This window comes from Nocardia sp. CC227C (assembly GCF_030767025.1).
In the GTDB taxonomy this organism is placed as follows: domain Bacteria; phylum Actinomycetota; class Actinomycetes; order Mycobacteriales; family Mycobacteriaceae; genus Nocardia.
This window is the reverse complement of the sequence record NZ_JASITE010000001.1, coordinates 270,242-290,299: the sequence shown is the minus strand read 5'-3', so window position 1 is coordinate 290,299 and position 20,058 is coordinate 270,242. Positions and strand designations below refer to the sequence as shown.

General features: G+C 68.5%; 16 protein-coding genes and 1 tRNA gene. 5 read left to right on the top strand and 12 right to left on the bottom strand.

The features are described 5' to 3' along the window. Nucleotides 1-49: 49 nt before the first annotated feature. Nucleotides 50-1,936 (top strand): flagellar motor control protein ZomB, encoded by a 1,887-nt coding sequence (zomB, locus tag QMO76_RS01255; RefSeq protein ID WP_306359258.1) that lies wholly within the window; start codon nt 50-52, stop codon nt 1,934-1,936. Nucleotides 1,937-1,953: 17 nt separating this feature from the next. Here zomB and QMO76_RS01250 read toward each other — a convergent pair whose 3' ends face one another. Further along, a complete protein-coding gene (locus tag QMO76_RS01250) occupies nt 1,954-2,937 on the bottom strand; it encodes a LysR family transcriptional regulator (RefSeq protein ID WP_306359257.1) in 984 nt (327 codons plus the stop codon). A 241-nt stretch (nt 2,938-3,178) separates the two neighbouring features. On the opposite strand from QMO76_RS01250, the gene QMO76_RS01245 reads away from it, so the two are divergent. Further along, the gene (locus QMO76_RS01245; RefSeq protein ID WP_306359644.1) at nt 3,179-4,393 is read left to right on the top strand and encodes a Glu/Leu/Phe/Val dehydrogenase dimerization domain-containing protein; all 1,215 of its coding nucleotides are present in this window, start codon (nt 3,179-3,181) and stop codon (nt 4,391-4,393) included. 337 nt (nt 4,394-4,730) lie between these two features. Here the strand turns inward: QMO76_RS01245 and QMO76_RS01240 are convergent, their stop codons facing one another. Genes QMO76_RS01240 through QMO76_RS01220 form a run of 5 tightly spaced genes read right to left on the bottom strand, consistent with a single transcriptional unit; the run spans nt 4,731 to nt 10,290 of the window. Beyond that, a complete protein-coding gene (locus QMO76_RS01240; RefSeq protein WP_306359256.1) occupies nt 4,731-5,741 on the bottom strand; it encodes an acyl-CoA dehydrogenase family protein in 1,011 nt (336 codons plus the stop codon). Then, entirely contained in the window at nt 5,741-6,670 is a 930-nt protein-coding gene (locus tag QMO76_RS01235) for a VOC family protein (RefSeq protein WP_306359255.1), read from the bottom strand. Before QMO76_RS01235 ends, QMO76_RS01240 begins: the two co-directional genes overlap by 1 nt. Before the next feature lie 9 nt (nt 6,671-6,679). After that, on the bottom strand, nt 6,680-7,426 hold the full coding sequence (locus tag QMO76_RS01230) for an enoyl-CoA hydratase/isomerase family protein (protein ID WP_306359254.1): 747 nt from the start codon (nt 7,424-7,426) through the stop codon (nt 6,680-6,682). A gap of 19 nt (nt 7,427-7,445) precedes the next feature. Next, the gene (locus QMO76_RS01225; protein WP_306359253.1) at nt 7,446-8,660 is read right to left on the bottom strand and encodes an acyl-CoA dehydrogenase family protein; all 1,215 of its coding nucleotides are present in this window, start codon (nt 8,658-8,660) and stop codon (nt 7,446-7,448) included. Then, complete coding sequence (locus QMO76_RS01220; RefSeq protein WP_306359252.1) at nt 8,647-10,290, bottom strand: AMP-binding protein; 1,644 nt, start codon at nt 10,288-10,290, stop codon at nt 8,647-8,649. Before QMO76_RS01220 ends, QMO76_RS01225 begins: the two co-directional genes overlap by 14 nt. A 243-nt stretch (nt 10,291-10,533) precedes the next feature. Between QMO76_RS01220 and QMO76_RS01215 the strand changes: the two genes are divergently transcribed. Continuing rightward, nucleotides 10,534-11,034 (top strand): hypothetical protein, encoded by a 501-nt coding sequence (locus tag QMO76_RS01215; protein WP_306359251.1) that lies wholly within the window; start codon nt 10,534-10,536, stop codon nt 11,032-11,034. A 60-nt stretch (nt 11,035-11,094) separates the two neighbouring features. Here the strand turns inward: QMO76_RS01215 and QMO76_RS01210 are convergent, their stop codons facing one another. From QMO76_RS01210 to QMO76_RS01200, 3 genes are all read right to left on the bottom strand, one after another. Further along, complete coding sequence (locus QMO76_RS01210) at nt 11,095-11,853, bottom strand: hypothetical protein (protein WP_306359250.1); 759 nt, start codon at nt 11,851-11,853, stop codon at nt 11,095-11,097. Between the two features lie 207 nt (nt 11,854-12,060). Continuing rightward, on the bottom strand, nt 12,061-14,697 hold the full coding sequence (locus tag QMO76_RS01205; RefSeq protein ID WP_306359249.1) for a DUF4132 domain-containing protein: 2,637 nt from the start codon (nt 14,695-14,697) through the stop codon (nt 12,061-12,063). Nucleotides 14,698-14,886: 189 nt separating this feature from the next. Then, on the bottom strand, nt 14,887-16,059 hold the full coding sequence (locus tag QMO76_RS01200) for an SMI1/KNR4 family protein (RefSeq protein WP_306359248.1): 1,173 nt from the start codon (nt 16,057-16,059) through the stop codon (nt 14,887-14,889). Between the two features lie 178 nt (nt 16,060-16,237). Here QMO76_RS01200 and QMO76_RS01195 point away from each other — a divergent pair, with 178 nt between their 5' ends. Next, complete coding sequence (locus QMO76_RS01195; RefSeq protein WP_306359247.1) at nt 16,238-16,840, top strand: hypothetical protein; 603 nt, start codon at nt 16,238-16,240, stop codon at nt 16,838-16,840. Between the two features lie 123 nt (nt 16,841-16,963). After that, entirely contained in the window at nt 16,964-17,518 is a 555-nt protein-coding gene (locus tag QMO76_RS01190) for a hypothetical protein (RefSeq protein ID WP_306359246.1), read from the top strand. Nucleotides 17,519-17,668: 150 nt separating this feature from the next. Here the strand turns inward: QMO76_RS01190 and QMO76_RS01185 are convergent. The 3 genes from QMO76_RS01185 to QMO76_RS01175 form a co-directional block, all read right to left on the bottom strand. Then, nucleotides 17,669-17,753, bottom strand: a tRNA-Leu gene (locus QMO76_RS01185). Between the two features lie 132 nt (nt 17,754-17,885). Continuing rightward, nucleotides 17,886-18,710 (bottom strand): ErmE/ErmH/ErmO/ErmR family 23S rRNA (adenine(2058)-N(6))-methyltransferase, encoded by an 825-nt coding sequence (gene erm, locus QMO76_RS01180; RefSeq protein WP_306359245.1) that lies wholly within the window; start codon nt 18,708-18,710, stop codon nt 17,886-17,888. 512 nt (nt 18,711-19,222) lie between these two features. After that, nucleotides 19,223-19,969: an adenosylcobinamide-GDP ribazoletransferase gene (locus QMO76_RS01175; protein ID WP_306359244.1), complete on the bottom strand. Its 747-nt coding sequence runs from the start codon at nt 19,967-19,969 to the stop codon at nt 19,223-19,225. Between the last annotated feature and the right edge of the window lie 89 nt (nt 19,970-20,058).

Sequence of the window (20,058 nt, the reverse complement as noted above, 5' to 3'; positions counted from 1 at the left end):
ATCACGCGGCAGGTGTGCATCCCGACCCTCACACCGCGTGCGGTAGCCGGTGACGATCACCCTCGCACCCGCGGTCGCGGACCGCGGCGAGTCCCGCCCTGCCCGCACACCGCCGCCCACGTACCGCCTGCTGCTCAGCAGCGGAATTGCCGTCACCACCGCACTTTTCGTGATCGGTGGCTGGCAGCGGCGCTGGATCGCCGACGACGGGCTGACCGTGCTGCGCACGGTCCGCAATCTGCTCGCCGGCAACGGCCCGGTCTTCAACGCCGGTGAGCGCGTCGAGGTCAACACCAGTACGGCCTGGACCTATCTCATCGGATTCTTCGGCTGGCTGACGCAGGTGCGGCTGGAGTACGTGGTGCTCGGCCTCGCGCTGCTGCTGTCGGCGCTGGCGATGGTGTTCGCGATGCTGGGCGCGGCGCGGTTGTGGGGCGGCGCTTCCCGGCTGCTGCTGCCCGCGGGCGCCGTCGTCTACATCGCGGTGCCACCGGCCCGTGACTACGCCACCTCCGGCCTGGAGTCCGGCCTCGTCATCTGCTGGCTGGCGCTGCTGTGGTGGTTGATGATTCGCTGGTCGCTGGCCGACAAGTCCTCCCCGGCAATGGTTTTCGCGATCTCGTTCCTCGCGGGACTGGGGCCCCTGGTGCGCCCGGAGCTGGCGGTGGTCGGCGGGCTGGCACTGCTCGTCATCTGGTTCGCTACCCCGCCTGCATTCCGGTTGCGGCCGTGGGTGTTCCGTGTGCTGGTCGGCGTGGTGGCGGGCCTGGTGCCGCTGTCCTACCAGATCTGGCGCATGGGCTATTACGGCCTGCCGTACCCGAACACGGCCGTCGCCAAGGACGCGGGCGGGGCGAAATGGCGGCAGGGCCTGGACTACCTGTGGAATCTGGTCGGGCCGTACTGGTTGTGGGTGCCCTTGGCGGTGCTGGGTGCGGCGGCGGTGCTGGTGGCGCGGTCGGGTCGCACCGAGGCCCGCGCCGCCGCGAAACCCGCTGCGCGCGAACGCGTGCGCCGATACCGGGCTCGGCTGCGCTCCCCCGCCGCCGTGGTCGCCCTCATGATGGGCAGCGGAATTCTGTTGCTCGCCTATCAGGTCCGCGTCGGCGGCGACTTCATGCACGGGCGCACGCTGCTGCCGCCGCTGTTCTGCCTGCTGCTGCCCGTCATGATGTTGCCGCTCGAATCCGCGGCCGCGGGAACCGCACCCCGCCGCGCCTCCCCGGCCCTGTCGGCGGCCCTCGCCGTCACCGTCGGCTGGGGGCTGTGGGCGGCCGAGGTCACCGCCATCGACTCCGGCTCCCGGATCACCGCCTCCGGCATCGCGGACGAGCGGCTGTACTACGTCCAGGCCACCGGCCACGACCATCCGATCCGGGCCGAGGACTATCTGGACTACCCGCGCATCCGCGCCATGATCCGCGATATCGCCGCCAGTCCGGACGGCGGCCTGCTCATCAATACGCCGTCCTTCCGGGACTGGTACGTCGTCCCGCCGCCGCCCCCGATCCGCGACGCCGGGCACACCGTGTTCTACATGAACCTCGGCATGATCAGCATGAACATGCCCCTCCACGTCCGTGTCATCGACCCGATGGGTCTGGCCTATCCGCTCGCCGCCCACACGGTCCGATTTCCCGACGCCCGCATCGGCCACGACAAGAACCTCGACGCGGACTGGGCGGTCGTGGACGCCGGCATGGCGGGCCGGCACCCCGACCTGCCCGCATTCATCGACGAAGGCTGGGTGGCCCGTATCGCCCCCGCCCTGAACTGCCCCGAGACCCGCGATCTGCTGGCCGCCACCCGCGCCCCGCTCACCCTCGACAGATTCCTGCGCAATATCCAGCGTTCACCGCACTACGCCGCCTACCGCATCGACCGGGTTCCGGAGCACGAGATAGCGCGATGCGGCCCCACCGCCGCCGAGGGGTGACGCGTACGCCGGGCCACTCAGCCGACTCGGAGTCCCTTGCCGTTGGCTCCGGGTGGGGGTGGGGGTGCGGGCTCCGCGTCGGGTGGGGTGCTGTCCGCGCCCAGGCCCTTTTCGGCCGCGGCGGTGCGGATCGCGTCCACGACGAGGAGCAGGGCGGCGCGGCGGGCGGTGTTGGTGCGGTAGGCGAGTGAGACCGTTCGGGTGAGGGCGTCGCCGAGGGCGACGATGTCCACGCCCGGTGGGCGCAGGGCCAGGCCCAGGTCGGAGACGAGTGTGACGCCGAGTCCGGCCGCGACCATCGCCAGGGCGGTCGCCTGTTCCTCCACTTCGTGGTCGATCCGGGGCACGACCCCGGCGGCCTGGAATGCCAGCCGGGCGGCGTGGCCGAAGTTCGAGCGGGCGGGCGCGAGAATCCACGGGTGTTCGGCCAGTTCGGCCAGGGTGACGCTGGCCGACGGCACCGCGCCCGCGGGGACGGCCGCGTAGAGCCGCTCGACCGCGATGACCGTGCGTTGCAATCCGCTGTCCCAGGTCGTCGGGTAGTTCGAGTAGTCGATGACGAACGACAGGTCGAGCGCGCCGTCGCGGACCGCCGCGGCGGTCGCCTCGGGGGCGAGTTCTCGGGTTCGCACCAGAATGCCGGGGTGGGTGCGGGCCAGCGCCGTCAGCGCGTCGGGGAGCAGTCCGGCCGCGACCGATGCCCACACTCCGGCGGTGAGCTTGGCCGTCACCGATTCACCGGCCTCCTCGAGCGCCTGGGTCGCGCGCTCGACCGAGGTGAGGATCTCCTCGGCGTGCTCGGCGAGCACCACCCCGAGGTCGGTGAGTTGCACGCGCCGCCCCCGTCGCTCGAACAGCCGGGTGCCCACGTCGCGTTCCAGCTGCGCGAGCTGCTGGGATACCGCCGACGCGGTGTAGTGCAGGGCGGCCGCTGCCGCGGTGATCGTGCCGCGGCGATGCAATTCGCGCAACATCCGCAGCCGGGGCAGAGACAGGTCCATGGCTCCGAGCCTAAATGCTGTGCAGGAACGCTGAATACTCCCGTGAACGAACCGTAAATGGACGCGCGGGCAGGTGGGGCCGCACTCTGGTGGCACGCGAGTGATCAGGAGAGCGATCACGAAGCCCTGGACTCGCGATTACGCAGCGCGGCGTTCCCTGTAGGCGGTGGTAACCGACACGAGCACGACGAGGAGGTGGTTCGTCATGACGACAATGCAGAACCCGGGCGGAAGTGTCCCGATGGCGACACGGCCGGTTCCGACCATCGCTCCGGTGCCGGTCGCCCCGACACCACACCGGCCCGAACCGTATCTGCGCATGCAGTGGACCGATTCGGTCACCGGCGCGGTCGGCTACCTCGTCGTCCACACCCTGCGTTCGGGCCTGGCCACCGGCGGCACCCGGATGCGGGCGGGCTGCACGCTGAGCGAGGTCGAGGATCTGGCGCGCGGCATGGCCAACAAGACCGCCACCTTCGACCTGCCGATCGGCGGCGCCAAGGGCGGCATCGACTTCGACCCCAAGGATCCGCGCGCCCCGCGCGTGCTGGAGCGCTTCTGCGCGGCCATGCGGCCCTGGATCGACGCGCACTGGGTGACCGCGGAGGATCTGGGCGTGCCGCAGCACCTGATCGACGAGGTGTTCGCCGGACTCGGCCTTGGTCAGAGCTATCACGCCGCCATCCGGCGCGCCGCCGACCCGGCCGCCACCCTGGAGCGGGTCCGCAACGGCCTGAACGCACGGGTGGAAGGCGGCTTCGCACTGGGTGACGTGATCGGCGGCTACGGTGTCGCGCACGCCTGCCTCGCCGCCGCCGTCTCCTGGGGCCGGGCCCCCGCCGATACCACCGTCGCCATCCAGGGCGTCGGCACCATGGGCGGTGCGGCGGCCTACTACCTGCACGAGGCCGGCATGCGGGTCACCACGGTGGCGGACGCCGCCGGGACCCTGCACCACCCCGGCGGCCTGGACATCCCGGCGCTGCTGGAGCTGCGCGACGGTTTCGGTGAGATCGACCGCTCCCGGCTGCCCGCCGACATCGAGCGGCTGCCGCGCACCGCGATCGTGTCGGCCGATGTCGATATCCTTGTCCCGGCGGCGATTTCGTACGCGATCACCCCGGACAACTCCTTCGACGTCCGGGCCCGCGTCATCGTGGAGGCCGCGAACGCCGCCACCACACCGGAGGCAGAGGCCATGCTCGCCGCCCGCGGCATCCCGGTGCTCCCCGACTTCGTCGCCAACGCCGGAGCCGTCGCCTGGGCGTGGTGGCTGCTGCTCGGCCAGGTGGACGACATCCCGGAGACGTCCTTCGACCGCCTGCGCACCACCATGCACGGCAAGGTCGCGCAACTGCTCACCGCGTGGACCGACGAGGGCCTCACCCCGCGCGAGGCCGGTCACCGCTGGGCCGACGACCGGGTGTCCGACACCGAACCGATCGTCATCCCCTGAGCACGGCCGCACGGACCCGAGCCGGTCGCACTAGGTCGCGTTCCCCGGCTCCGGCAGTTCGAGGGTGTCGCGCAGCCAGCGCAGGACCGGCGGCGCGACCCGTTGCACCGCGGATTCGGCGATGATCCAGTGCGGCAGACCGGGATGCCGCTGATGCTCGGCTCGATAGCGGGCCGCGATGCGCGCCGATATGGGAGACCGAGTTTCTGTCGTTCGGGCGCTGCTGGGCGACGTAGCCGGAGCACCGCGCTCTCGCCTCCCCCGTCGACACCTGTTCCGGATTGAAGCGAAACACCCGGCGTGCCCGGCAGATGATGCCGGGCACGCCCGCGGGGTATCAACCCATGCCGAGATTCTTCACGATCGTGCCGATGTGGTGGTCGGCATCGCCGAAAGCGAGCGCGGATGCCATCGCATGCCGCGTGTAGTGGTGCAACCGGTGCTCGGCGGTGAACCCGATGGCCCCGTGCACCTGGTGGGCGGTGGCGCACACGCGCTGGTACACCTCGGACACCCAGGATTTCGCCAGCGCCACCTCGGTCGACGCGTCCAGCCCGGCCGCCAGCCGCCAGATCGCCTCGTAGGCCAGCAGCCGCGCGCCGAGCACCTCGACCGCCATATCGGCGCAATGGTGCTGCACCGCCTGGAAAGCGCCGATCGGTCTGCCGAACTGTGCGCGCTGGGTGGCGTAGTCCACGGTCATGTCCAGCACGGCCTGCGCGCCGCCCACCATCTCCGCGCAGACCGCCGCCGCGCCGTAGGCGTCGATCGCCGCGGCCACCTCGGCTCCGGCCGGGAGCACGCCATCCTCCGGAATCGGCACATGGTCGAAGGCCACCCGGTGGGACTCGTCGCCGACGACCGCCAGCGGCTCGCGGCTGATTCCCGGTGTCGCGCAATCGATCAGCACCGCGATCGGCCGGTCGGCGTGCGCGATGACCAGCAGCGTGTCGGCGATGTCGGCGTGCGGCACGAACATCGCCGCGCCGTGCAGCGCTCCCTCGTGCACCCCGACGCCCTCGACACAGGTGAGCAGCCGTCCGCCGGTGATCGCGGGGAGCCAGGCGGCACGTTCGGCGGCGCTGCCGTACCGCAGCACGGGCATTCCGCAGCAGGCCACGGTCGCCGCGAGCGGGCTGGGCACCCGGGCGCGGCCGACTTCCTCGAGCACCAGGCACAGCTCCAGGAATCCGGCCCCGAGACCGCCGTATTCCTCCGGGAACGGCAACCCGGTCCAGCCGAGTTCGACCATCCTGGTCCAGAGCTTGCCCGACGGCTCGGCCGCGCTCAGGAATTCGCGCGCGGTCGACCGGATCAGTTCCTGCTCGTCGGTGAGGGTGAGGTCCATCAGCTGTTCGCCGGGATCTTGTCCGACCGCACCCAGACGCCCGGGCGCTCTTCCCAGAACAGCTGCACGAGTACGCCACCCGCGTGCTTGGGGTGGATGAAGGTGTGCCGCCACGCCGCTCCGTCGGTGACGCCCGCGTCGGGGTCGAAGGTGGGCGTGTGGTGGTGTTCGCAGGCGGCGAGCGCGGCGTCCCAGTCGGCCACCTGGAAGGTCACGTGGTGCACGGCCGGACCGTTCTTCGCCAGGAATCGGTCGATGAACGAGTCCTCGCCGCGCGGCTGGATGATCTCCCAGCAGATCGACGAGCCGGGGATGTTGAGTACCAGGTCGGCCATATCCGGCCATTCGTCGATCGGCGTCTTCCACACCGGCACGAAACCGGCCAGTTCGGCGTACCAGTTCGCCAGCACCTCGCGGTCCCGGAACGCCTGGCAGATATGGTCGATCGCCACGATGCCGAGCGTCGGTCCGGTCGCGGGGGTCGCCGCGGCGGCGTTGGCGAGCTCGTCGCCGACCAGGGCGAGGCCGCCCGGCCCGCGCAATCGGAAGCGCACGCCCGGCCCGTCCTCCGGCGGCGTCAGCGACGACTCGATCCAGCCCGGCCCGTCGACCGGTTCGAGCCCGAGCTTGTGCAGCTCGGCGCGCGCCGCCTCGAGGTCGGGCACTTCGACGCCGATGTGGTGGATCGCCGGTCGGCCGCCCTGGTCCTCGAGTGCGGCGCGCAGCGGGGAACCGTCGCCGGAGGGCGCGATGACGACCCAGTCCTGACCCCAGCTGCCGGGCACCGTCATGCGTACCCCGGTGACGCCCTGCTCCGGGTTGTCCCAGGTGCTGGTGCGGCGAAAGCCGAACAGCCCCTCCAGTTTCCGCGCCGCGGCGTCGAGATCGGGTACCAGCTGGGCGATGTGGTCGATTCGGTAGATGCGCACGGCGCCTCCTCAGCTCGGGTGCGGTTCGATCCAGTCGTATCCGCCGGACACCAGCTCCTTGACCAGGCGCAGGTTGTACCGATTCATGGCGGCGATCCGCTCGGCCAACTCCCCCACGTGCTTGTCGAATTCGGCGGCCGGGAAGACGTTGTTCACCAGTCCCAGTCGCAGTGCCCGCTGCGCGTCCAGCTGGATGCCGGTGAACAGCAACTCCTTGGCGCGGGCCTTGCCGATGCGTTCCGGCAGCCGTTTCACCCCACCCCAGCCGGGCGCGGAGCCGCCGTAGGCGGGCTGGTCGGGGTCCGCGCCGCCGTTCATGTATTTCGGCTGGTAGGGCGGGCGGGCCGACAGGGTGATCTCCACCAGTCCCATTCTCGCGTCGTCCGAGCAGACGATGAAGTCGGCGGCCAGCGCCAGTTCGAGGCCGCCGCCCACCGCGTAGCCGTGCACCGCGGCGACGACCGGAATCGACAGCCGCTCCATCATGGCGAAGGTCTTCTCGCCGAGGCGGCCCTGTTCGACCCGCTCCTTCGGTGTCAGGCCCTCCGACCAGGACAGGTCCATTCCGGCGCAGAACGCGCGGTCGCCCGCACCGCGCAGCACCACGACGCACACGTCCTCGTCGTCGTCCACCCTGGTGAACACCTCGCGCAGTTCGGCCATCGAGGTGGGAGTCAGCGCGTTGAGTTTCTGTGGGCGGTTGAGCGTCAGCCAGGCCACCCGTTCTTCGATTGTCACGTCGAGGGTTTCGTACATGTGCACCTTCTCCCGGGGACTATTTTCTCGGCAGGTTCAGACCTCTGGTCGCGATGACATTGCGCTGGATCTCGGTGGTGCCGCCGAGGAATGTCGCGGCCACCGCGTCGAATCGCAGGCGGGTGAACTCGGTTGCCGGCGAGTGCTGTTCGCCGCGCGCGCTCAGCTGGGCGAGTGCCCCGAACGCCTTCGTGCCGGTGGCGGCCAGCCGCTGCGCCAGTTCCGCGCCGAACAGCTGGTTCACCGAGGCTTCGTACCCCGGCACGCCGCCGTGCGCCTGGCGCGACACCGTATATCGGGCAAGGTTGTACAGCACCCGCAGTTCGATATAGCGGCGCGCGATCTCGTACCGCAGCACCTCGGAGCCGCCGGTGGCGCGCACCTGCTCGACCAGCCGGGACAGCGCCCGTTCGAGTTTCACCGTCGCGCCGATTCCGGCCCGCTCGAAGCTCAGCGCGTCCATGGCCACGTACCAGCCGCGGTTCTCCGCGCCGACGCGATTGCGCACCGGCACCCGCGCGGCGTCGAAGAACACCTCGGCGAACGGTGTGTCGCCGCGGATATCGGTGATCGGCCGGACGGTCACACCGGGCGTCGCCGTATCCACCAGCAGGAAGCTGATGCCCGCGTGCTTCGGAGCCTCCGGATCGGTGCGCACCAGCACGAACAGCCAGTCGGCACAGTGGGCCAGCGAGGTCCACACCTTCTGCCCGTCGAGGATGTAGTCGTCGCCGTCGCGCACCGCCCGGGTGCGCAGCGACGCCAGGTCCGAGCCCGCGCCGGGCTCGGAAAACCCTTGCGCCCAGGTTCTTTCGCCGCTGGCGATGGGCGGCAGGTGTTGCGCCCGCTGTTCCGGAGTGCCGTGCGCGATGAGCGTCGGGCCGAGCAGGAACGCGCCGATGCCGTTCACCGTCGGCACCCCGGCCCGCATCATCTCCTCGTGCAGGATGAACTCCTCCACCGCCGACAAACCCGCGCCGCCGTACTCCTGGGGCCAGTGCGGGACGATCCAGCCCCGGGCGGCGAGTGCGTCCGCCCACCGCCGGGCCCCGGCCGCACGGTCGGGATCGGCGCTCATCCGGTCGACCGGCCAGTTGTAGCCCCAGACGTCCTCGGGTTCCAGGCTGTGCTCCGCGTCCGGGTCGGGCCGGTACTCGGCGGGGAATTCGGCCGCGATGAACGCCCGCACCTCGGCACGGAATTCCGCCTGCTCCGGCGTATCACCCCAGTGCATACCGGTCACCGGGGGTCGGCTGGTCGGCGGGCGGCGGTGCCTGCCGGTCCCAGGTGGTGGCGGTGACGCCGTGGTCGCCTTGTTCGCGCAGCCGGTACTTGGCGACCTTGTCGGTCGGCGTTCGCGGCAACGCGTCCATGAACTCGATATAGCGGGGCACCATATAGCCGGGCAGTTGCCGCTGACAGAACTCGACGAGTTCCTCCGCATCCAGCCGCGCGCCGGGGCGCACCACCACGGCCAGTTTGACGTCCTCTTCCTCGAGTTCGGAGGGCACGCCGATGGCCGCGGATTCCAGGACGGCGGGGTGCAGATTCACCTCGCATTCGAGATCGAAGGCCGAAATCGATTCGCCGCGACGCCGAATGGAGTCGGTCATGCGGTCGAGGAAGTAGAAGTATCCGTCCTCGTCACGCCAGACCCGATCACCGGTGTGGAACCACAGGTTTCGGAAGCATCTGGCGGTCGCGTCCGGTGCGCCGTGATATCCGGTGGTGATGACGTAGGGCTGTTTGGGTCGCAGCACCAGTTCCCCCGGCACACCGGGCCCGACCTCACGGTCGTACTCGTCCACCACGGCGGCATGGAACCGCTGCTCGTGCACCGTGCCGCAGGAACCGACGCGCCACTGGCCGTACGGGCTGCCGGTCGCGATCCCGGCCTCGGTGCTGGTGTAGGTCTCCACCGAGCGCACCCCGAATCGCTTGCGCAGCGGCTCATCCAGACTGGACTTGCCCATATAGAACATCTCGAGCGGATGATCCTTGTCGCGCGGCGACGGCGGCTGCTTGAGCAGGATCGGGATCATCGAGAACACGCTCATCGCGACGGCGGTGTCGAAGCGGCGCACATCGTCCCAGAACGTCGAGGCGTGGAATCGGTCGACGATCGCGATCGACCCGCCGCACAGCAGCGCGGCCAGCACCCCGTCCCACAGCCCGGCCGCGTGGAACAGCGGCAGCGGGCAATAGATCGACTTCCCCCACCGGTCCAGATAATTCAGCGAATCGTACGCGCAGGTCAATGCCAGGGCGTGCGAGCACATGGCCCCCTTGGCCGGTCCCGTCGTCCCCGAGGTGAACATGATGGCCTGCAGATCATGGAAGCCGACCTCGACCCGCGGCGCCTCCGCACCGTGATCGAGCAGGGTCGACCACGGCAGCACCGGCACCCCGACCTCGCGCACCGGCTCCGGCTCACCATCGGCGACCGGCCCCGTGATCACCGTCCGCAGCCCCGGCAACCTGTGCGTCAGCGGTGCCACCCGATCGAGGTAGCGGCCGTCTGCGATCAGCAGCACCGCATTCGAACCGGCCAGCACATGCCGCAGCATCTCCCCTCGGTGCGCGGTATTGACCGGCACCGCCACCGCCCGCAACCGCGCCAGCGCGAAGATCGCATACACGAATTCGGCACAGTTCGGCAGCATGACCGCGACATGGTCCCCCGGCCCGACTCCCGACGAGATCAACCCCCGCGCAACCCGATTGGCCATCTCATCGACCTCGCCATAGCCGATCTGCCCCTCGCGGAACCGCAGAAAAGGCTCTCCCCGGTGCGTAATCGCCCGGCTCGCGAGCACGTCACCGAGAACGAAACTCTCCAGGTTCCCCTGTGACGCCTCGCGCATGACAACGACCTCCGACAGCGCTGATATTCGTCCTCCATCATGACGCCCGCACCGCCACCACATGACCGATCCGCGATCTCACTTCGGACACAGAGACATTCGATGTAGCTATCAGCACTGGTCACCGCATGGTACGCCCTGGGCATAGCGATCGACGGGAAGGCGTTAACAGCTGCCGAGCCCCCAGAACTGGGGTTGGTTATCCGCGCTAATGATCACCGGACCGCCGACGACGCACTGAACATGAGCACACCTTGGAGCCCCACCCGCAAGACCTCGATGTTCCTGCGCGCCGGCATCGCCGCCGCATCGGCCACCGCCGCGCTGGTCGGCTTCACCGGCCCCGCCGCCGCCCTCCCCAGCGACCCGGCCACCATCTTCTCCACCACCCTCACCCGCATCCCCGGCCCCAGCTGCGCCGCGATCATCAACGCCACGGTCGTACCCCAGCCGCGCTCGGGCGAGTTCGGCGTCCGGGTGCGGATCACGCAGGACGGCGATTTCTGCAGCAGCTACCGCGTCGCCGTCGAGTGGCGCAACCTCGACACCGGCCGCGAGAACGGACAGTCGCACCAGGTCAACGAGCGCGGCGAGCTCCAGCAGGCGCCGGACGGCGTGATCACCGGTTTCGGCATGGGGCCGGGAGCCGGACGGGTGGAGGCACGCATCGTCACCTTGTACGACGACGGCTCCCAGCGGGAGCTGGAGCAGATCAGCGGCAGCGCGAGCTTCACCCTGGGCTGACCGGCTGCGTGGACGGGGCCGGTGGGCATTGCGCGCCGCACCGCCCCGGCAGCACGGGTGTCACAGCTTCGCGACGATCGCCTCGACGAGTTCGGTGACGATCACCGATCGTTCCCACTCCCGCTGCCGCCGCAGCTCATCCGTTGCGGATTCGCGTGCCCACGCGACTGTCTCGCCACCGTGCAGGTACCGAATCGCGGTGAACTCGTCCACCTGCCGGGTGTACTCGGCCGTCACCGAGACCTCGAACACGACGTACAGTGTGGCGCACACAAGACCATTGCCACCGGCGCCGACGCACGGCACCCCGGCGATCGTGACCACCGGATTGTCGCGGGAAGGCTCCGGCCGGTTCCGGTAGACGGCCCCCGCACTGCCCGCGGCTAGCACCTCGACCATCACCTCGGCCCCGGCGCGGGGCGGGAACTCGGCCGCGTCGAACGTGATCCCCGGAAGCGCCATCGCTACCGCACAGCGCGCTCCACCGACCCGGACCGTATGCGAAGGCTCCCATGCCTCCAGCGGCGAGAGCAGCATCAGGTTCGTGTCGCTCGCGACTTTCTCGATATCGGTCACCTGCGGAAATACCGCCCGGATATCGGCATCGGCAACCAGATTGCAGGCCTTGGGCCACTGGTCGAACTCATAGAACCCGGAGGAGTGCACGGATGCGCCCTCGTACCGCGGCCCGGCAGGATTCGCAGGCGCGGCCCCGAGACGAATCGGCGGCGGCGGCTCGGAAGGCAGTATGGAACAGGCCGCCGCGAACACTACCGCGGCTCCCACCGGAAACACACGTCGGAGAATCTCGACCGCCACCTTCGTATTCACAGCAGCCGACGAGCCCGGCACTGAAACGCCAAGTATGGCAGTCATTCTCGCCGCGATAACGCCCGCACCCCTGATCGGGAGGCCGACCACGCCGACATCGACACGCCACCGACTGGATCGCGGGCGCCCTCGGCATCGACGAGGCGGTCGCCTTCGGCAAGGAACTCTCAGCCGTGGGCATCGACCTCCTCGACATCACCTCCGGCCTGGTGGTACGCGGAGTGCCTCCAATTCGCGGATCAGCTCCGACACGGTGACGGGGTCGAGGGCATTCAGGTCGGTGTCGATCAGGTCGACGCTCGTCACGATGTGAGTCGAATACCGCATCAGATCGCGCCATTCGAGGCTTGGCGAAAACCGCAGCCGGACCGAACCGCCGGCGCGCAGCGGCCGCGTCATTCGATCGATGGCGCCGTCGGAGGACTCTCGTATCCACCCGCGATGTGCCAGTGCCAGCAACCGTCCCGGCGAGGTTTCGAGATCGTGATACCCGCCCAAGCGCGCCGCGAACGCGGATGGTTCAGGTGCCCAAAATGCTCGATCCAGCTGTGAAAATGGCTGCAAAACAGCATACTCCGAGAAAATCGACGCCCATCCCGCGACGGCCCCACCCAGCTGCACCGGATGGGCGATGCCTACCACGGCATGGTCGGCGATGCGGAAAGCGCCGTCCTCGACGTCGGCGAAGGTGAGATCTTCCGCGATCCGGAAGGACTGCTGAAGGACGCCGTCGATGCCGAAGGTGCCCCACACCAGTCGCCGGGCGAGCTGGCGCAGCATCGGATGGTCGATGAACAGCTCCCGGTGTGCCCGCACCGACCAGCGTCGACCTTCGACCATGGCTCGCTCCAGGCGCCGAATCTGTTCACGGGCAACCTTCTTCGCGCCCGCCCGCAGTACCGTGAACTGTTCATAGGCTGCGTTGGCGACGGCGCGGTCGTCCTGTGCGGCGGGTTTGGGCAAGGTCGAGCGGCGCGGGCCCGCAGCCCATGAGCCGTCGTCTGCGCGGCGGCCGTCGAAGACGACGACTTCTAGTCGCTCATCCAGATCGATGACAAACCCACGGGATCCGTAGTCCAGGGTGAGCCGACCATCCTTGCCCAGACCAAAATCCGGGATAGCACGATCGGCCAGTTCATCCGTCGAGATATGGTGCCGCTCTGCGACGGCATCGAGCTTGGCTCGCGCGGCCTTTCGAAATCCGCGCTGTCTCGTGCGGAAGGCGATGTCGCGCAGGTACCCGAGGGCTGCCGGTGTACCGATGTCGGCCAGTACGTCGAGGCCGGTTACCGCACGGGCCGACGCCGACTGCCGCGGCCATTGCAAGATCAGCGGGACCAGCAACCGCGCGGCTTCGTCGTCCCCGAACAGACCCACGGCACGCAAGGTCCAGATTCCACCCGCTGGATACTCGGCGAACACCCATGCCTGGAACAAGCCCCAGGCGAAGCCCGCCATCGACATCGGATCGAGGATGGCCGAAAGCTGTTCGATCGCGGTGCGATCCGGGTTGCGTTTGGCCAGCAACGCGCACACGGCTTCCACCGCCGACGGTGGCAGGGCTCGCGCGGTCTCGCTCGTCAGCAACGGCGGTAGCACCGGCAGAATCAACCACGACGGCACCGCGGCCGGCTTCCGGCGCGGCCGCAGCAGCTCCGGCAACTCCGCTGATTCGACAACCGGAAGATCGGGTAGCTGGACGCCGAGTTCCGCGGCCAGGCGCGGGTTCTGCCAGGCATGTATCCGCAGCAGCGTGCCCACAGCCGACGACCGCACGGCATCGGACGACAACAGCCGCATGGCCCGGCGCGGAAAACGGTGCGCCGCCGCCATCGCCGCCGTCGGAACGCCGTAACGGTCCAGGTTCTGCAGCAGCAGGCGGAACGCCTCGTCGGTGGGCAGATACGACAGAATGTCAGCCAGATCGCGCGTTCTCTCACGCGTCCAGTTGGTCACGTGATTCACGAAGCCCACGGCGGCAATCGTTTCGGCTGCCGCCGGGCCGACACGAGTGACCGCACCGATGTACTCCGCCGTGGTCACACCAGCCCGATTGTCCGGCCGCAAACGCGCGATGAAGGTCTCCAGCTGGGGCGCGCTCGTCACCGTCGTCACGAGGAGGGCATAGATGGTGTGGACCCAGTAATTGTCCACTACCGGTACGTCGATATCGGCAGAGACCCAGGACTGCTCGGTCGGCACCAGATAGCTCGAGGCGATACGGACCGGCAGTGTGGCGGTAGCCGAACGTATTTCACCGAGCCGCGTGACGGCAGCCCGGTAGTGGTCGTCGGTGGCGGCAACCAGATGTTCACGTGCTCGTTGCAAGGCAGCCAGGGAGTAGAAATAGTTGAGGCGACCGACCAACCATGGTGTCAAGTTGTAACCGCAGTCACCCGCTGCATCACGGTATTCGCGAGTCATCGTGGTCGCGATGAGTGCGGCCTCGGCGGCGAACACCACATCGCGCTGGGCTACCCACGTGTCGACCGTCATGGACCAGTAGTCGGCACTGCCGATGTGTCGCCCTTCGCACTCGGCCACAACCGCCAACGCGGCCGCCCCGAGCGGCGTCGCCGATGTCGGATCGGCCAACGCGGCTGCCCCAGCCTCGGCCGATGCTGCCGGCCACGAGGCCGCCAGCGCGCGGTACAGCGAATCCCGCTCGGCAGCAATCAGATTGTCGTACCGTTCGACAGCACTCTGATCAGGCGTGAAGGATCGATACGGGGGAAACCCGCGGACCGGAAGCGCCCCCTCGCGCCAGGCTGTGGGAACCTCCCAGGCATCCTCGTCGGCATTGCCACGCCAGTGCTCAACCTCAGTGGCCATCGGCCCCCCTCTACAGGAACTACGACAAACTGCCGACATTCAAGCAAACGAGACCGACACCCGAGCCACGCCGCACGCAGAGCGCTTCCGCATACCAGACGACGAGTCGACGCTTCCGCCATAGCCGTTGTCGTCCGGCGGAGGCCCCATTGGCCGCGGGGCGCTTACTTTCGGCGGAACATGGAGTGGCTATTCGGTGCGCAGCCGGGAGAGCCACCACAGGTCCCGGCAACCCTTCAGCAGGTGGTCGCGGACGGTCAGGCCCAATTCCGGGCGCTTGCCGTACTTCTTGAAGTACTCCCCGTCCTGTAAAAGGTCCCGGACACAGCCGTCGGCGATGTCGACACCGTAGAACGTCGTTGTGGACACAGCGAACGGGATGGCGGGGAGATATCCGACCCTTTCGACCAGCGGGGCCGGTTTGTCTCGCCGGTGTCCGAGGGCCCGCATTTGGGCGGCTTCGGCGGTCCAGGCGGGCGGATCATATCGGTAGTCTTCGTCGATTTGCTTGCGCACCAACTCTTCTCGCCACCGGACTCCGTCGCGGATTTCCTGCACCGACAGGACGTACCCGAGGCCCCAGTGCGGGGTGGCAAGACCGTTCGACTCCGCGAGCAGCTCCCGGTGTTCGACGTGCAGTCCGCCTTCCAGTTCACGATCGAGCGCGTCCAATTCCGCTGTCGTCGCACCGGCCCGCGTCGGTGCGGGACGGTCGGAATTCCCGCCCTCGATCAACTCGCTGATTTTCGCGACGATCTCGGCCATCGTCGGCGGGGCCGTGCGAATATTGCGGCCCTGCCAGGGTTCCGAATACTCGCCCAGCGTAGTTTGATCGGCGTCGTCGGTCATGCTGTCGAGCTGGGCACGGAAGTAGCTGTACAGATCGGGATAGGTCATCTCCGGTGGCAGCGGAACCGCCGCTCCGGTCGGCAGATCCGACGCCGCGCCGACGAACAGGAATACGTTGTCGCTGTAGCCGTTATCGTTCTCGACCACCAGTTGGAAGCTATCCGGGTCATTGGGAGCGCCGATCTCGTCACCCCAGTCGTTGTCGTCGAACCAGATCCCGGCCTGCATCAATCCCGATTCCCAGCGCGGACCTGACCCGATGTCCTCGGTACCCAGCAGGCTGAAACTGATCCAGAAATGGTCCCATCCGTTGGCCACCGAGAGCAATCCGCGATACTGCGGGTCGAGCCGACGCCCCAATCTCGACTCCGCCGCCCGCAACTGCTCCTCGGTCGCACCCGGCTTCGGCATCGTGTCCGATTCGTAGTCTCCGAATGCCAGAAGTCGTCGCTTCTGCTCGGCGAGCCCGTCAACCAACTCCCGCCACGCCTTGTCCCCGACCGGTGTGCCCATATCAGCTCCTCACATCCCGCACCCCTCATACACTGAGCACCCAACGAAGGCAAATATACAGCGAATACGAGGCCGCTCACCTATCACTCATCAGTCGAAGCGCGCCCAGATGGATAGGGGCATTACAGGCGACGTATCACTCCCATGCAGATTGCCAATAGATTGCTAATCTGAGTTCGTGGAGTCACTGGAAACGTCCGTCAGCGTACGGGCGAGGGCGTGGCTGCGTGACCTGCACTACGCGCCGACCTGGGTCCTCACCCTCACCTTCACCGTCGCGGTGTGGACCCTCTACGCGGTGTTCACTCCGTGGCTCTTCGCTGTGGTCGCCGCGCTGCTGATCGGTGCGACATTCAGCGCCGTCACCGCCGTGGTGCGCGGTCGCTACGGCGGCCGCCGGACGATGCGCGCATTCTTCGATGCCGTGCACGCTCGCGAACTACCGGACCTACACACCGACGACGAGATACGTCGATGGCATCGAATCATCACCGCAGAGCGCGTCCGACGCCGACGAGACCTGACCGGAGCCCGGCTGTACCTGATCGGCGCGTTCATTTTCGCGATGATCGCGGCCATCGGTATCGGCGGCCGAACCGGGATTTCCCCGACCGTGATCCAACTGCTCGCGGCGGCCTGGTTCGTCTACCGGTACTTTCGTGTCCGTTCGGTGAATACGGACGTCCTCGCCACGCTGGAAGTCTTCGCCGAGCAAGGAACTCAGCGCGGCTACGGCCGTCACCTACCCGAGAACTCGCCAGCGGCGAACGCCCGACGATGAACGAGCCCCCTCGGTGGGCACCGGGCCGCACCCTACACAAGCAAGCGAGCAGGAATGCGAGCACAGGGCTCCCCTTCACCGCGCAAACTCGCGCCGCCCGGCTCGGCCGGGCAAACTTGCCACGTGACCGACACCTCTCCGGCCAGCTATGACCGCTCCATTCTCCTGGGCGCGTATCTGGATGCCGTAGCAGAGTACTCCAAGCTCGAGCGGAAGACGGGCATGGAAGCCGAAGACGCGTATGTGGGGTGGTCCCCCGACGCGGTCGTACGCTCGAAGTCCCGTCTGGCCTTTCTCGCCGATCTCGAGAGACTGTTCGGTGTGGACCTCGGGCTGCCTACCCCCCGGTTCAGTTCCAACGACAGCCGCCAACGCGTCCGATTGACATTTCTGCACCAAACGGCCCAGTCATATCATGCGATCGCGACGCCCTTCTCCGGGTATATGGAAGCCGGCGGGTTGGTGAATGCGATGGAAGACGTCGGTGTCGCGGCAGCGGTTCTCGACAGCTGTGACCGTATGCAGGTCCCCGTCGAGACTCTGCGACAGCAGCATCTGGAATTGCTCGACACCGTACTGCGCGGGCTGCTCGGCGAACGAGCCGATGCGGTCTACGCGCACGACGACCCGGCCGCGACTCACATCGTTGTGCCGGATCCGTGGGATCCTTGGGACTGACCCATCCGCGAGCACAGAGTCATTCGCCCGCTGTACGCCCACGTGGCTGGTACCGCTTGCGGACCCGCCGACGGGCCGATCGTATCGGCAGCACAGTACGCCGACGCGATCGCGCAAACCCTTCAGAACAAAGGATTTGAGGTGGGCTTGTGTCCGGAGGGGGACTTGAACCCCCACGCCCTAATACGGGCACTAGCACCTCAAGCTAGCGCGTCTGCCATTCCGCCACCCGGACCGGTGTTGCTCGAAAACTTTAACGGATGAACCGTCGGTTTGTGAAAACGGCTGGATGCGATCCATTTTCCGGGGTGGGGAGGCGGGTGGCAAGGGGCCCGGTGCCGCCGCGGGTGGGCGGCACCGGGCCGGGTCAGGCGGTGAGCTGCTGGTGCAGGGTCACCCATTGGTCGGGGTGGACGTAGGCCACCACGGTGTCGCGGTCGATGCCCGCGACGGCCAGCGCTTCGTCCACGCCCCGGTAGCGAGCGCGCAGCGAGGCGCGGACCGAGCCGCCGAGGCCGGAGAATCCGGTCCGGACGAGTTCCAGGTAGGAACTCCGGTCCCGCACGAGCGGTTCCGGGCGGCGGACGATCCGCAGGATCGCCGAGTCGACCGATGGGACGGGCCGAAAGCTGGTCCGGTCCACCTGGCCGCGCAGTTCCCAGGTGAACCACGGCCACGTTTCGGCCGTCACCAGGCTCCAGCGGCCGTAGTCGCCGGTGCGCTTGCGCGCGTACTCCCGCTGGGTGAGCAGGGTCGCCGAGGTCAGCGCGGGTGCGGTCAGGCACCAGTCGACGATCTTGGCGGTCACCGAGTACGGGATGTTGCCGACCACGGCGAACGGTTCACGCGGAGCCTTCGCCTTGGTGAAATCACCTCGGACGACGCGTATTCCGTTCTCGCGCCGGGTTCGGGCGGAGAGTTTCATCGCCAGTAGCGGGTCGATCTCGTATGCGGTCACCCGGGCGCCGCGACGGGCCAGTTCCGTGGTGAGCACGCCCTCGCCCGCTCCGGGTTCGAGCACCAGCCCGGTCGGTTCGGCCACCGCCACCATGAGTTGGACGGCGTCGCGATTCACCAGGAAGTTCTGGGAGAGGGTGCGCCTGGCATGGTCGCGAGGCGTGCGAGCACCGCTGCCGCCGGTGACCTTGCGCTGGGTATGCGAGTAGTTTCGGTGTGCAAAATCTTGCGCCACAGCGTTTGCCCTTTCGGGTCCTCGAGTCGAATGAGTCTCGAAGGGCCCTGGGCGCGCCTGCGGACGCCGAGAGAAGAATCCGCGTCCGCTAGCGGGCCAGAGCCCGGCCGTAGCGCATACGGATGAAGTAGGGGGCGCAGTGACATGTCATGCGGGCAACCGTAGAGAACGTCGAACGGCCGACGCAACCGAATTTCGGGACCTGCCAGGTACATCAGGACCGCGACGGTCTCCGCAAGTTCCACGGACCTCACGGACAGGTCCCGTCGAGTCCACCGAAGCCAGCGAACCGTACGGCGCACCGGAACGGGCACGACCGCCAGCGCCACGGCGACCGCCCCGCACCCGCCATGAGCGGTGATCCGACCAGGACGGCGGCGGCCCACACCGACCGCCCGGTGGGCCTATGTGCTCGCCACCGGCGCGGCCCGATACCCATGCGGCACGCTATCCACCATCACGGACCCACCGGTCCGCACCGGCGTCCAATCCCCGCGGCGCGGACGGTCCGGTCAGACCGCGAGACTCGACACCGCGACAGCGACCGTCGTCGCCACCTCCACCGCCGCGCCGAGCACGTCGCCGTTGAGCCCGCCGAACCGGCGAACGGCGTGGCGGACGAGGACCGCCGCCGTCACCAGCGCGGCTCCCACGGCGATCGGCCCCAGCCACCACGCGTCGGTGGCGAACACCGCTACCACCAGAGCGACCGCGGCCCAGGCGAATCCGGTCACACGCGCCTGTGTGCCCGCGACCAACGCCCCGAATCCGGCCCCCGGCGCGGCGTCGATTCCGTCGCGGCAGGCGAGAACCACCGCTATCCGCCCCACCGCCACCGCGACCACCACGGCCGACCACCGCTGCGCGTCCACCAATGCCGCGAACGAAACCGCCTGTATCCCAATGACGAACACCAGCGCCGCCACCCCGAACGGCCCCGCCCCGCCACTCTTCATGATCTCCCGCGCCCGCTCCGGCGGACCGTAGCTCCCGAGCCCGTCCATGGTGTCCGCGAGCCCGTCGATATGCATCCCCCGCGTCCCCAACGCCAACGCGGCCACCCCGGCCAACCCGGCCAGCAGCGGCGAGGCTCCCGCGACCCCGAGCACCCACATCACCGCGACCGCCCCCGTGCCCAGCAGCACCCCCACCACGGGCGCCCACGCGATCGCACCCGCCGCAACACGCCGGTCCACCCGCTCCGGCCCCCGCACCGGCAGCACCGTCAGCCACGACACCGCCAAAGCGAGCCCCTTCACCGCCCCCTCCGGCGTGAGAGTTCCCGCACCACGCTGCGCGCCTGGACAAGGGCACCCCGAATCCGTACCCCGACGCGCCCGCTCCTCGC